This window comes from Lichenicoccus roseus, from assembly GCF_005844085.1.
GTDB lineage: Bacteria > Pseudomonadota > Alphaproteobacteria > Acetobacterales > Acetobacteraceae > Lichenicoccus > Lichenicoccus roseus.
Map to the genome: position 1 here is coordinate 897,916 of NZ_VCDI01000001.1, position 13,358 is coordinate 911,273.

The 13,358-nt window shown below is 67.5% G+C and carries 13 protein-coding genes; 4 read left to right on the forward strand and 9 right to left on the reverse strand.

Annotated elements, in window-relative coordinates; all coding sequences use genetic code 11:
- Positions 1-30: 30 nt before the first annotated feature.
- Positions 31-981: a substrate-binding domain-containing protein gene (locus FE263_RS04025; RefSeq protein WP_138324612.1), complete on the forward strand. Its 951-nt coding sequence runs from the start codon at positions 31-33 to the stop codon at positions 979-981.
- Between the two features lie 7 nt (positions 982-988).
- Here FE263_RS04025 and FE263_RS04030 read toward each other — a convergent pair whose 3' ends face one another.
- Positions 989-1,396, reverse strand: coding sequence for a winged helix-turn-helix transcriptional regulator (locus FE263_RS04030; RefSeq protein ID WP_138324613.1), 408 nt, complete (start codon positions 1,394-1,396; stop codon positions 989-991).
- A 101-nt stretch (positions 1,397-1,497) separates the two neighbouring features.
- On the opposite strand from FE263_RS04030, the gene FE263_RS04035 reads away from it, so the two are divergent.
- Positions 1,498-2,556 (forward strand): SDR family oxidoreductase, encoded by a 1,059-nt coding sequence (locus FE263_RS04035; RefSeq protein ID WP_138324614.1) that lies wholly within the window; start codon positions 1,498-1,500, stop codon positions 2,554-2,556.
- 41 nt (positions 2,557-2,597) lie between these two features.
- On the opposite strand, the gene FE263_RS04040 is transcribed toward FE263_RS04035, so the two are convergent.
- The 8 genes from FE263_RS04040 to FE263_RS04075 are packed head-to-tail and all read right to left on the reverse strand — an operon-like array spanning position 2,598 to position 10,207.
- On the reverse strand, positions 2,598-3,683 hold the full coding sequence (locus tag FE263_RS04040; protein ID WP_138324615.1) for a zinc-binding dehydrogenase: 1,086 nt from the start codon (positions 3,681-3,683) through the stop codon (positions 2,598-2,600).
- An 11-nt stretch (positions 3,684-3,694) separates the two neighbouring features.
- Entirely contained in the window at positions 3,695-4,462 is a 768-nt protein-coding gene (locus FE263_RS04045) for an SDR family NAD(P)-dependent oxidoreductase (protein WP_138324616.1), read from the reverse strand.
- Between the two features lie 25 nt (positions 4,463-4,487).
- Complete coding sequence (locus FE263_RS04050; RefSeq protein WP_138324617.1) at positions 4,488-4,775, reverse strand: YciI family protein; 288 nt, start codon at positions 4,773-4,775, stop codon at positions 4,488-4,490.
- 10 nt (positions 4,776-4,785) lie between these two features.
- Entirely contained in the window at positions 4,786-5,565 is a 780-nt protein-coding gene (locus FE263_RS04055) for an SDR family NAD(P)-dependent oxidoreductase (RefSeq protein ID WP_171033921.1), read from the reverse strand.
- Positions 5,566-5,578: 13 nt separating this feature from the next.
- On the reverse strand, positions 5,579-6,574 hold the full coding sequence (locus FE263_RS04060) for an ABC transporter permease (RefSeq protein ID WP_205880248.1): 996 nt from the start codon (positions 6,572-6,574) through the stop codon (positions 5,579-5,581).
- Positions 6,571-7,554, reverse strand: a complete 984-nt coding sequence (locus tag FE263_RS04065; RefSeq protein ID WP_205880249.1) for an ABC transporter permease — start codon at positions 7,552-7,554, stop codon at positions 6,571-6,573. Before FE263_RS04065 ends, FE263_RS04060 begins: the two co-directional genes overlap by 4 nt.
- 9 nt (positions 7,555-7,563) lie before the next feature.
- A complete protein-coding gene (locus tag FE263_RS04070; RefSeq protein WP_138324619.1) occupies positions 7,564-9,063 on the reverse strand; it encodes a sugar ABC transporter ATP-binding protein in 1,500 nt (499 codons plus the stop codon).
- Between the two features lie 10 nt (positions 9,064-9,073).
- Positions 9,074-10,207: an ABC transporter substrate-binding protein gene (locus FE263_RS04075; protein WP_138324620.1), complete on the reverse strand. Its 1,134-nt coding sequence runs from the start codon at positions 10,205-10,207 to the stop codon at positions 9,074-9,076.
- Positions 10,208-10,447: 240 nt separating this feature from the next.
- On the opposite strand from FE263_RS04075, the gene FE263_RS04080 reads away from it, so the two are divergent.
- Together FE263_RS04080 and FE263_RS04085 are read left to right on the forward strand one after the other, a co-directional pair.
- Positions 10,448-11,530: a maleylacetate reductase gene (locus FE263_RS04080; protein WP_138324621.1), complete on the forward strand. Its 1,083-nt coding sequence runs from the start codon at positions 10,448-10,450 to the stop codon at positions 11,528-11,530.
- A 13-nt stretch (positions 11,531-11,543) separates the two neighbouring features.
- A complete protein-coding gene (locus tag FE263_RS04085; protein WP_138324622.1) occupies positions 11,544-13,352 on the forward strand; it encodes a dioxygenase family protein in 1,809 nt (602 codons plus the stop codon).
- Positions 13,353-13,358 lie beyond the last annotated feature (6 nt).

Here is a 13,358-nt window from a genome sequence, read left to right on the forward strand (position 1 = left end):
CCTCCATAAAAAAATACCGGGGAAACCGACATGAAACGCCATCTGATAGCAATCGCGGTCGCCGCGGTCCTGGGTTCTGGCCATGACGCCTCCGCGCAGACGGGTGCCGCGTCCGTAAAGGGCGTCGGCGTCTCGGTCGCATCGCTCGGCAATCCCTATTTCACGGCGGCGGACGCCGGCATCCATGCCAAGGCGAGCGAGCTGACGCCGCAGGCCAGGGTCACGATCGTCGCGTCGGAGTATGATCTCAACAAGCAGTTCGACGAGATCGACAACTTCATCGCGTCGGGCGACTCCATCGTCATGGTGAACGCCGTAGATCCGGTCGCGGTGCTGCCTGCAATCAAGCGGGCGCAGAAAGCCGGCATCGTCGTCGCCGCTTTCGATGCCGCCGCACGGGGGGCGGATGTCACCGTCATGACGAACAACATCAAGGCCGGCGAGATTGCCTGCCAGTATATCGTCGACCACCTGAAGGGCGGAGAGGGCAAGGTCATCATCCTCAACGGTCCGCAGGTCTCGCCGATCGCGGACCGCGTCAAGGGCTGCCACGCGGTGCTTGCAAGACATCCCGGGATCACGGTGCTTTCCGACAACCAGAATGCCCTGGCCTCGCGGGATGGTGGCTTCGCGGTCGGGCAGAGCCTGTTGACGAAGTTCCAGGCGGTCGACGCCGTGTTCGCCGTCAACGACCAGAGCGCGATCGGCTTCGAGCTGGCGGCAAAGCAGGCGCACCGGACCAGGCTGTTCATCGCCTCGGTCGACGGCGCGCCCGATATCGTGGACGAGATCAAGGACAGGAACTCATTGATCAAGGCGTCTTCGGCGCAGGATCCGTTCGGGATGGCCGGCCGTGCCTACCAGCTTGCCGTCGAGATCGCCGAAGGACGCCATCCGCGCGGGCAGGTCATCCTGCTGGATCCCACCCTGCTCACCGCGGGAAACATCGCCGACTACAAGGGGTGGAAGACCGCCGGGTAGGCTTCGCTCAGGAACTGCTCCCGCTATCGGCGCTCGAAGCCCGACGCGAGGTCCGCCGGCTGCCGAGCGCATCGAGGGCGTCGGCGTTGTCCCGGCCCCAGCGATAGAGCAGTTCGACCGGCTCCACGAAGCGATGACCGAGCGCGGTCAGCCGGTATTCGACCGCGGGCGGAATGGTGCTCTCGACGTGGCGCGTCAGCAGCCCGCTCTTCTCCATCTCGCGCAAGGTCTGGGTCAGCATCTTGCGGGACACACCGGGCAGGCTACGCTGCAGAACACCGGTCCGCGCAGCACCGTCATGGCGCGCATGCAGCGTATGCAGGATCATGCTGGTCCATTTGGTGGCAAACAGTTCGAGCGTGCGTCGCGGCGCGCAGTCCTCGCGCCATTCGATGTCTTCGCTGCCAGCCTTCACGACGGTTACCTTCAGGTGCCTATGTTCCAGATTGGTTCCGTCTGGACTGCGCGCAAGCGGTCGCCTAGCTGCAGGGCCTGACTGGTAGAGGAAAGCATGTCATGAGCAAGACGGCCCTGGTTGTGGGTGCAAGCGGCATCGTCGGCAGCGCCACCACGAAGCGACTGCTCGACGAGGGCTGGTCTGTCCACGGTCTGGCACGCCGGCCGGACCGGCAGCCTGGCGTCACGCCGGTCGCTGCCGATCTGCAGGACGCCGCCGCCACCAAGGCTGCCCTCGCCGGCCTGAAGCCGGATGCGGTGTTCATCACCACCTGGCTGCGACAGGCCACCGAGGCCGAGAATATCCGCGTCAACGGCGGCATGGTGCGCAACCTGCTGGACGGCCTGCAGGGCGCCGGGGTCGGACATGTCGCGCTGGTGACCGGGCTGAAGCATTATCTCGGCCCGTTCGAGGCCTACGGCAGGGGCGCGGTGCCGGCGACCCCGTTTCGCGAGGAGCAGGGCCGGCAGGACGTCGAGAACTTCTACTACGCGCAGGAGGACGAGGTCTTCGCGGCAGCGAAGCGGGACGGCTTCACCTGGAGCGTGCACCGGCCGCACACCATCATCGGCAAGGCGGTCGGCAATGCGATGAACATGGGCACGACCCTTGCCGTCTATGCGACGCTGTGCCGCGAGAGCGGCCGGCCGTTCCGCTATCCCGGATCGCCCGCGCAGTGGAACGGGCTGACCGACATGACCGATGCCGGCCAGCTTGCACATCACCTGCTGTGGGCGACGGTGACGCCGGCGGCGGCGAACCAGGATTTCAACATCGTCGACGGCGACATCTTCCGCTGGAGCTGGATGTGGGAGCGCATCGCACGGTATTTCGGACTCGAGGCGGCGCCGTTCGACGGGACGATCATGCCGCTGGAGCAGCAGATGGCGCAGGATGCCGATGCGTGGCGCGCCATCGCAACACGTGACGGCCTGGCCGAGCCCGACCTCTCGCGGCTCGCCTCACCGTGGCACACCGATGCCGATCTCGGCCGCCCCTTCGAGGTCGTTACCGACATGTCCAAGTCGCGGCGCCTCGGCTTCACCGGCTACGTCGCTACCGACGACGCGTTCTTCGCCCTGTTCGACCGCCTGCGCGCCGATCGGCTGATCCCATAGCCTGCCGCCCGCTCCCCGGCCTCCGGGGAGCGGGACCGGGCTCAGCTCGGCTGGGCTTCGTTCACCCTGACGAGGATCTTCAGGTCGCGACCGCTCGGGTCGAGCAACGCCTCGAAGCCCTTGGCAACGACGTCGTTCATTCCGATCTCGGCGGTGACCACCTTTTCTACCGGGAAGCTGCCGGACTCGATCATCGCCACGATCCGCGGCCAGATCTGCACCGGGTAGCACCAGGTCGCCTCGATGCTGATGTCCTTCAACGCCCACAGCATCGGATCGACCTGCGCGAGCCTGGTATGCAGGCCGACCTGCACCACCACGCCCTGCCGACGCACCGCCTTGGCGCAGGCGTTGAGCGAGGCCTCCGCGCCCACGCATTCGAGCGCCGCGTCAACCCCGGCGCCGCCCTCCGAATGCTGCCTCGCCACTTCCGCCACATCGGCCTGGTCGGGATTGACCGGCACCACGCCCGGGCACAGCGCCGCCGCCTTGGCGAGGCGCTCGGGATTGCGCTCCGACACGATGATGACACTGGCGCCCGCCGCCTTCGCCGCCAGCACCGCCAGCGCGCCGATCGGTCCGGCGCCGGAGATCAGCACGCTGCCCCCCGCCCGCAGGCGGCTGCGATCGATGGCATAGACGGCGACCGCGGCCGGCTCCACCAGGGCGCCCTGCGCATCGCTCAGGGTGCGCGGGATCGCGATGACGTTGCGGGCATCGACCACTGCCTGCTCGCCCATTCCGCCCCACGCCGCCGACAGGCCGATCACCCCCAGGGTTTCGGAAAGATGCAGCAGGCCGCGCTTGGCATAGAAATCGTCGTCCGGCGCCATCAGCGGCTGGATCGAGACGCGGTCGCCGGGGCCGACATGCGTCACCTCGCTGCCGACGCGCACCACCCGGGCGGAGAATTCGTGGCCGAGGATCTGCGGCAGCGTGGCGCCGGTCAGCTTGTTCGGCTCGATCGGGGTCACGATCGGACCGGCGATGAACTCGTGCAGATCAGTGCCGCAGATGCCGCACAGCAACGGCTCGATCAGTGCCTCGTGCGGCTTGAGCTCGCCTTCCGGCGCGGCGATGGTCTCGACCCGGATGTCACGCTTGGTATGGAAACGTACAGCTTGCATCTCGATAATTCCTACTGGACCGTGTAACCGCCATCGCAGACGAGGCTTGCGCCGGTGACGAAGCGCGCCTCGTCCGAGGCAAGGAAGAGCACGCAATTGGCGATGTCGACCGGTTCCGCCAGCGGCAGCGGGTGCTTGGCCTGCATCATCGCAAGGTAGGATTCGTATCCGCCCGGATAGGTCTCCCCCGCCTTGATGAACAGCGGCGTCTTGGTCGAGCCGGGATGCACGCAGTTTACCCGGATGCCGTAGGGCGCATAGCAGATCGCGTCCGTCCTGGTCATCGACAGGATGGCGCCCTTGGTGGCGTGATAGGGCGGCAGGTCGTCGTTGCCGATCAGCGCGTAGATCGACGAGAAATGCACGATCGCACCGCGCCGGGCCTGCATCATGTGCGGCAGCACGTGCTTGCTGCACAGGAACGGGCCGCGGACATTCACCGAGAAGACCTGCTCCCATTCCGAGACGGCGAGGTCGTGGGTGAGCTTGTTGGCACCGGGGATAGCCGCATTGTTCACCAGGATGTCGATGCCGCCGAACCGTGCCACCGTCTCCGCGACGGCGCGGGCGACATCGTCCTCCTGCGTGACATCGACGCGGATCGAGTAGGCGTCGTAGCCGGCCGCGCGCATGGCGCCGGCGGTCTGCTCCCCGGCCTCCTGCTGGATTTCGAAGATCGCGACGCGGGCGCCTTCCTGTCCGAAGCGATGGCAGGTGGCCTCGCCGATGCCGGTGCCGCCGCCGGTGACGATGGCGACCTTGCCTTCGAGACGTCCCATGTTCGTCGTCCTCCCATTGTCGCCGTCAGGCCCGGTTGTCCATTCTCTTGAGGAACGGGTTGATCCGGACCTGCTCCCAGATCCCGGCCGCATGGAAGGGATCGTTGCCGCTGAAGGCCTGGACCTGCTCGATCGTGTCGGCCTGCACCAGGAAGAAGCTGCCGATCATCGTGCTGTGGTCGTCCTGCACCAGCGGGCCGGATATGACGATGTCGATCGGCTTGCTGGCGAGATACGCCTTGTGCGCGTCGTAGTGCGCGAGCCGGGTCTCGACCATGCCGGGCTTGTCCAGGCAATGAACGACGAAATGCATATCTGTGCTCCTATCCGACCGAATAGCCGTGGTCGGCCATCATGAGATGTCCGGTGACGCCGGATGCCGCGTCCGACAGCAGGAAGCCGACCACCGCCGCGATCTCCTCGCGTCGCAGCAGCCGCCCGGTCGGGATGTCGGCAAGCCAGGCCTGCATGACCTCCGGCCGCGAGCGGCCGACATCGGCCAGCATCTCGGTGTCGGTGTAGCCCGGGCCGACGGCGTTGACGCGCACCCCGGACTTCGCCCATTCGACCCCGAGCGAACGCGCCATGTGCGCGACACCTGCCTTCGAGACGTCGTAGCTGACATGCCGCTCCGGCCGGGAAATCCCGACCCCCGAGATGGAGGAGATCAGCACGACCGCCCCCTTCCCCTGCGACAGCATCGGACGCGCGAAGGCCTGCGTGGTAAAGAAGACGGCATCGAGATTGAGCGCCATCACGCGGCGCCAGTCCTCGGCGCTGTGATCGACGGCCTGCCGCTCCAGGCTGATGCCGGCATTGGCGACCAGTGCATCGACCCGGCCGTGGCGGGCAACGATCTTGTCCGCGGCAGCCCCGACCGCCGCCACGTCGGTGACGTCGAACACCAGCGCCTCGGTCCCGAGCCCCTCATCCGCAAGCCGTCGCGCCGTCGCTTCGACCTCCGGATTGAGGTCGGTCAGCACGACCGTGGCGCCCAGTGCGCCGAGCTGGCGGGCGATGGTCTCGCCGATGCCGCGCGCGGCACCCGTCACCACCGCGACCCTGCCGTCCAGTCGATAGAGGTCGGCTCCAAGCTGTGCCATTTCCATGTTTCCTTCAGCGCCTCGCGTAGCAGGCTGCCGCGAAGACTATGACCACGCCCTTCAGGATGATCTGGAACTGCACCGGCAGACCGATCAGCAGGACGATGTTGCCAGCCAGCGCGAGCACGATGCTGCCGGCGATGACCCCGGCGACGTTTCCCCGGCCACCCGACAGGGCGAAACCGCCGAGCACGGCCGCCACGATGCTGTCGAGCTCGAAGCCGCGGCCGACCCAGTTGTCGACGATCTGCGCGTAGCCGCCCAGGACGATGCCGGCGATCGCCGCCAGGCAGCCCGAAAGCATGTAGGCGCCGATGACGATCGCATCGACCGGATATCCCAGCAGCCGGCCCGTCATCGGGTTGCCGCCGGTGATGACGACGCGCCGGCCGAGCGTGGTGCGGTGCAGGACCAGCACCAGCGGCAGCGCCACCGCGAGCAGCACCGGCAGGTTCATCGGGATGAAGCCCCAGGTGCCGGCGCCGATGCGGTGCAGCAGCGGCGGCATCAGGCCCGACGGCGCACCGTGGGTCCAGGCGAAGCGCAGTCCCTGCAGAACGATCATGGTGGCCAGCGTGGCGAGGAACGGCGACACGTTGCGCTTGACCACCAGCAACCCGTTGACCAGCCCGGCACACATCCCGATCGCCAGCGATAGCAGCACGATCGACGGGATGTCGGCATCATGGCCGCTGAAACTGGTCGCGACGACGGCGGCGGTCGCCATCACCGAGGACACCGACAGGTCCAGGCCGCGTACCAGGATGACCATCGCCTGCCCGCAGGCGACGATGGCGAGCGGCACGATCTGCAGCACCAGGTTGGACAGGTTGCCGCGGCTGAAGAAGGAGGGCGCCGCCACCGCCGCGACGAGCAGGAACACCACCATGAACAGGTAGATGCCGTAGCGCGACAGCAGCGACGTGAAGCCGGGTGGCATGATCCTGCCGGCAAGCGGCGCCTTCGCCGCACCCACGCCGCGTGCCTTTGCGAGCAGCGAACCGTTCACGAGCGCCTCCCGCGTTCGACATGGATCGACACCGCGGCCATGATGATCAGCCCCTCCGCGACAAGCTGGATCTGCGTAGGGACGTGCAGGAAGTTCAGCAGGTCGTTCAGGATCGCCAGCAGGTAGGCGCCGAGCAGCGTGCCGAAGATCGAGCCGCGGCCGCCGCTCAGCGCGATCCCGCCGACCACGACCGGCGTCACCGAGGCCAGGGTGTAGTCGGCGCCCGCATAGGGCTGTCCGGAGCCGAAGCGCGAGACCAGGTAGATCGCGGTCACCGCGGCGAAGAAGCCGGAGGCGCCATAGACCAGCAGGATGACCCGGCGCACCGGCATCCCGAGCAGGCGCGCCGCCTGGCTGTCGTCGCCGACGGCGTAGATCGTACGGCCGGTATTGGTGTAGCGCAGGAACGCCGCCACCAGCACGAAGATCAGCGCCGTGGCGGCGCCGCCCACCGAGATGCCGGCGACGCGTCCGTAGGCGAGGCTGTCGAAGCCGTCCGGGATGCTGCCGATCGGCGCACGCGTGTAGAGCAGCGCCACGCCCTGCAGGATCGCACCCATGCCGAGCGTCACGATAAGCGGGTGCACGCGCAGCCAGACCACGCCGCAGCCATTCAGCACGCCGAGCAGGGTGCCGCCGGCGAGGATGCCCAGGCACACCGGGAGCACCATGGCGCTGTTGCCGTCGATCAGGCCGGAAGTCAGCACCGAGAGCAGGCTGATCATCGAGCCGACCGAGAGGTCGATGCCGCCGGTCAGTACGGTCAACGACTGCCCGAGCGCCACCAGGGCGAGATCGGTGGCCTGCTCGAAGACGTTGGCGAAATTCTCCGGCCGCATGAAGCGGTCGGTGACCACCGCGCCGACGACGATGATCGCCAAGATCAGGGCCAGCACCATCAGCAGGCGAAGCATGTCCGCCGAGGGGCCGCGCCGGACGCGACGCGGCGTGGCAGGCGGTGTCAGGATGGTCGCGGACATGCTGCCTCCTCAGGCCGCGTGGCGGTGATGGGTGGCGAGGTCGACGACGGCTTCCTCGGTAATCTGGCCGGGTTCCAGCACGCCGGGCATCGACCCCTCGCGCATGACGTAGACGCGGTCGGACATGCCGACGACTTCCGGCAGTTCCGAGCTGATCATCAGGATCGCGACGCCACGCGCCGCCAGCTCGCGCATGATGCGGTAGATCTCGGTGCGTGCCCCGACATCGACACCGCGCGTCGGCTCGTCGAGGATGAGCACGCTGCGGCAGGTATGCGCCCAGCGCGCGATCAGGGTCTTCTGCTGGTTGCCGCCGGACATGGTGGCGACCGGATTGCCTGGTCCGAAGCAGGCGATGCGGAATGCCTCGATATCGGCGTCCGCGATCGACCGCTCGCGCGCGGATTGCAGCATCGGGCCGGCCGAGACGCTGTCCAGGCAGGCGGCGGTGACGTTGACGGCGACATCCTGCAGCATCGCCAGGCCCTCGCCCTTGCGGTCCTCGGTGACGAAGCCGATGCCCTGCCGGATGGCGATCGCCGGCGTCATCCGCCTGAACACCCTGCCGCCGATCGCGACGGTTCCTGCCTCCATCGGCAACCCGCCGAAGATTGCCATGGCGAGTTCCGACCGGCCGGCACCCACCATGCCGGCCAGCCCGGTCACGATACCGGCGCGAAGCTCGATCGAGGCGCCGCGCACGCGACGGCCGAGCCTGATGTCGGACGCCTGCAGCACCACCTCGGCTGCCGCGACATCGGCCGCATCGGCGCGTGGCGGAAAGAACTGCGTGACGTCGCGTCCGACCATCAGCGTCACCAGCCGGTCGCGGTCCACCTCGCCGACCGCGTGGGTCGCGATCCACTGGCCGTCCTTCACCACCGTCACGCGGTCGCAGAGCGAGAAGATCTCCTCCAGCCGGTGCGAGATGTAGATGATCGCAACCCCTTCGTCGCGCAGCAGCCGCAGCCGCTCGAACAGCGCTTCCACCTCCTGGCCGGCGATCACCGCCGTCGGCTCGTCCAGGATCAGAAGCCTGGGCCGGTCGACCAGGGCCTTGGCGATTTCCACCATCTGCTGGTCGGCCACGGTCAGCTCGCCCACCAGGCGCCACGGCTCCAGCCGCACGCCGAGGCGCGCCATGAGCTCGGCCGCCGCCCGCTCGGTGGCGGCGTGATCGACCGCGCGCAGGCGGTTGCGGCGGTAGTGCCCGATGAAGATGTTCTCGGCCACCGACAGATGCGGGAACAGCACGAATTCCTGGTAGATGACGTGGATCCCCGCTGCCTTGGCGGCCGCGGGCCCGGTCCAGCGAACCGGCTTGCCGTCGAGCGACATCTCGCCCGCATCCGGAGCCTGCGCGCCGGCGATGATCTTGGTCAGCGTCGACTTCCCGGCGCCATTCTCGCCGACCAGCGCATGGATCTCGCCCGCATGGACGTCGAGCTGCATGTCGGAGAGGGCCTGGACGCCCGGGAAAGCCTTGCTGATATGCCGGACGCTCAGCATCGGCACGGCCCTAGTGCGGATAGTCGATATGCGCGGTGGACGGGCTGTAGTTCGGCCCCAGATCATTGGTGATCAGCATGTCTGGCGCGCCGTTCGGCACCACCAGGTCGGTGATCGGCAGGTCGCCCCTGATAGACGCGGTCTCGTCGCCCGGGGTGACGGCGATCTGCGAATTCACCGTCACCACGCAGGGCAGCGGCGTGCCGGCCAGCACCTTGAGCGCGACCGAGATGGCGAGCCTGTACTGCGACGGCGGATCGCCGACCTCGAGCATCGGCACCTTGTACTTGATCGCCATCTGCAACGCGCCGTTGATGTCCGCCGTGGTGTGCATCGGGATCTCGCCCGGCTTGAAGCCGGCCTCGACGAAGGCCTCGATCGAGCCGGGCACCTGCAGTCCGTGCGCCGACCAGACCGCGTTGATGGAGTGGCCGTATTTCGCGATCACCGCCTGCATGACCTGCTTGGCCTTCACCGGGCTCCAGTCGGAATAGACGGTGTCGAGGATGTGGATGCCCGGATACTGCTTGAAGATCTCGAGCGCGGGGTTCATGCGGTTCTCGTTCGGGCTGGAACCGGCCTGGCCGCCCAGCATCACCACGTTGCCCTTGCCGTGCAGCTTCTCGACGATCCACTGCGCCCACAACCGCCCCATCTCGGGATCGGAGGCGTTGATGTAGGTGACGAAATGGTCCGAGGAGATCCGGCGGTCCAGCATGATCACCGGCACGCCGCGCTTCATCGCCCTGGTGACCACCGGGTCGAGCGCCTTCTCGGTATTGGCGCTCACGATCAGCAGGTCAACGCCCTGCGAGACCAGATCCTGCACGTCGGAGACCTGCTTGGCATCGTCATGCCCGGCATCGGTGATGATGAGCTTCTTGATCACATCCTTGTGGTCCTGCGCGCCCTGCTTGAGCTCGTCGAGAGCCACCACCCGCCAGCTGTCGCCGAGGCCGGCATTGCTGAACCCGATGACGTAGGGGCCCGCTTTCTTGAAGGCGCTGGTGTCGCGTATGCAGCTGGTCAGGGCAGGGTTGAACAGCTCCGTCCTCGGAGCGCCCTGATATCCCTCGGCAAGTGCCGCAACCGGCGTCGTACCGCAGAGAAGAATGCTGCAAAGCACCAATCTGGTGGATTTCACTCTGGGACCTCCCGGGTCGGACTTTCGTGTTCTGGTCAGCGTCTGATGACACCAGCTCGCTTGCGCAGACTTCGTTGAGCGCGACCATAGGTATCCGGCCGGGACTGCAAAATGCCGATTTTATCCAGATTGGATATATTGCGGCTGTCCGGGCGCTGCCGTGGCGCTATCGTTTGCGCAATGCGGCCGCAAGGTCGAGGGTCGTGACGTGTCGGCCGAGGGATGAGGGAACACCGCTCGATGCAGTCTGAGTTCGTCTTCAGCGGATTGCCGATGCGCGTGCTGTTCGGTGCCGGCACGATCTCGCGTCTTCCCGAGGAAGTGACCCGGCTGGGCATGCGCCGTCCGCTGGTGGTGTCCACGCCCGAGCAGCGCGACCAGGCCGAAGGCGTCATCGCGCGCCTGGGCGAGGCCAGCAGCGGCGGTTTCTTCGGCGCCCGGATGCATACGCCGGTCGCGGTGACCGAGGAGGCGCTGGCGGTGCTGTCCGAGCGCCGTGCCGACGGGCTGGTCGCCTTCGGTGGCGGCTCGACGACCGGGCTGTCCAAGGCGCTGGCGCTGCGCACCGACCTGCCGCAGATCGCCATCCCGACCACCTATGCCGGATCGGAGATGACGCCGATCCTGGGCGAGACGCGCGACGGCGAGAAGCACACGATCCGCTCCGAAAGGGTGCTGCCGGAAACGACGATCTACGATGTCGAGTTCACCACCGGCCTGCCGGTCGCGATGTCGGTCACCAGCGGCCTGAACGCCATCGCGCACGCCGTGGAGGCGCTGTATGCACCAGACCGCAACCCGATCATCTCGCTGATGGCGGAGACCGCGACGGCAGCACTGGTGCGCGCATTGCCTGCCGTGATCGAGCGTCCGGACGATATCGGCGCGCGCACCGAGGCCTTGTATGGAGCCTGGCTGTGCGGCGTGGCGCTGGGCGCGGTCGGCATGGGGTTGCACCACAAGCTCTGCCACACCCTGGGTGGCAGCTTCGACCTGCCGCATGCCCCGACCCATGCGGTGGTGCTGCCATACGCCCTGGCGTACAACGCAGCCGCGGCCCCGGAAGCCGTCGCCGCGCTGCGACGGGTGATGGGCGAGGGTGACGTCGCGGTCGCGCTGCACCGCTTCGGCCAGCGGATCGGCGCCCCGTCCTCGCTGGCGGACCTCGGCCTCGACGAGGGCAACCTCGATCGCGCCGCCGACCTTGCCGCGGCCCGGCCCTACCCGAACCCGCGGCCGATCGAGCGCGGTGCGATCCGCGCGCTGCTGGACGATGCATACCACGGACGGCCGCCCGGCACCTCGGCCGGCGCCGCCGGTTGAGGGAGAGCAAGCGATGTCCCTGAAGACCGAGAGTTTCGACGAGGCCAGCGCGACGCGGATCGTGATCGAGCGCAATGCCGGCTGCCCGGACCCGCGGCTGCGCGAGATCATGGCCGTGCTGGTCCGCCACCTGCACGAAGCAGTCCGCGAGCTGCAGCTCACCCAGCAGGAATGGCGCGGCGCGATCGATTTCCTGACCGCCACCGGGCAGATCTGCTCGGACCGCAGGCAGGAGTTCATCCTGCTTTCCGACACGCTGGGCGTCTCGATGCTGGTCGATGCGATCAACCACCGCAAGGCAGAGACCGCGACGCCATCCACGGTGCTCGGCCCGTTCCACGTGGCGGATGCGCCGGCGATGCAGTCGGGCGACACCATATCGCGCGACGGCCGCGGCAGCCCGCTGGTGGTGCACGGGGCGGTGCTGGATATCGACGGCCGGCCGATCGAGGGAGCGACGCTCGACGTCTGGCAGACGTCCGAGGACGGCTACTACGACACCCAGGATCCGACCCAGCCCGACATGAACCTGCGCGGCGTGTTCCAGTCCGGCGCCGATGGCGGCTTCTGGTTCCGCAGCATCGTCCCGGCCTCCTACCCGATCCCGAGCGACGGTCCGGTGGGACGGATGCTGAAGGCGCTCGCCCGGCACCCGATGCGTCCCGCGCATATCCACTTCATCGTCTCGGCGCCGGGATACCAGCCCGTCACGACGCATATCTTCGTCGAGGGTGACCCGTATCTCGAAAGCGACGCGGTGTTCGGCGTGAAGGATGCCCTGGTCCTGCCGTTCCCGATGGTCGACGACACCGCACGCGGCGAGCGGTTCGGCGTTCCGTCGCGCCACCATGAGGCGGAAGTCGTCATACGCCTGCAGCCGGTCCCACAGGTCATCCAGGTTGAAAACACGATGAACAGCATTCGGACGCTCGGCTGGATCGGACTCGGCAAGATGGGCACGCCGATGGCGACGCGGCTGGTCGAGGCCGGTCACAGCGTGCACGTCTATGATGTCTCCGGCGACGCCACTTATGCGCTGCGCGATGCCGGCGCCCTGGTCGCCGCAACGGCGCACGATGTCGTGGAGGCGGCCGATATCGTCTTCACATCGCTGCCCAACGACGCCGTGCTGCGCGACCTGCTCACCACCCCGCACGGGATCGCCTCACGGCTTGCCGGAGGCAAGATCCTCGTCGAGACCAGCACGGTGTCGCCGTCGGCGTCGGCGGAGGTCGCGCGCGCCATCGAGGCGACCGGTGCCCTCTACGTGCGCAGCCCGATCTCCGGCAGCACCGCGACGGCGGCGGATGGCAAGCTGACGGTGCTGGCCTCCGGACCACGCGCGGCCTACGAAACGGTGCGGCCGGTGATGGAGGGGTTCGCGACCCGGTTCTTCTATGTCGGCGCAGGCGAGGAAGCGCGCACCCTCAAGCTGGTGATCAACATGCTGGTCGGGGCCACCTCCGCACTGGTGGCAGAGGCGTTGGCATTCGGCCAGAAGGGTAATCTCGAGGTACGGCAGATGCTCGAGGTGATCAACGAGAGCGTCGTGGGCAGTCCGCTAATCGGCTACAAGAGCCAGATGCTGGAGCGGCACGATTTCACGCCTGCCTTCACCGTCCAGCAGATGATCAAGGATTTCGACCTTATCATCGATGCGGCCCGCGGCTTCATGGCTCCCGTATACCTGACGGCGTTGATCCGTCAGCAGTACGAGGCAGCCAACGCGCAGGGCCTGGCAGAGCAGGATTTCTTTGCGCTGCTGCACCAGTACGAAGCACAGGCCGGACTTCTGCAGAGCCCTGCCGCCGCGCGGCCCTGAGACCGG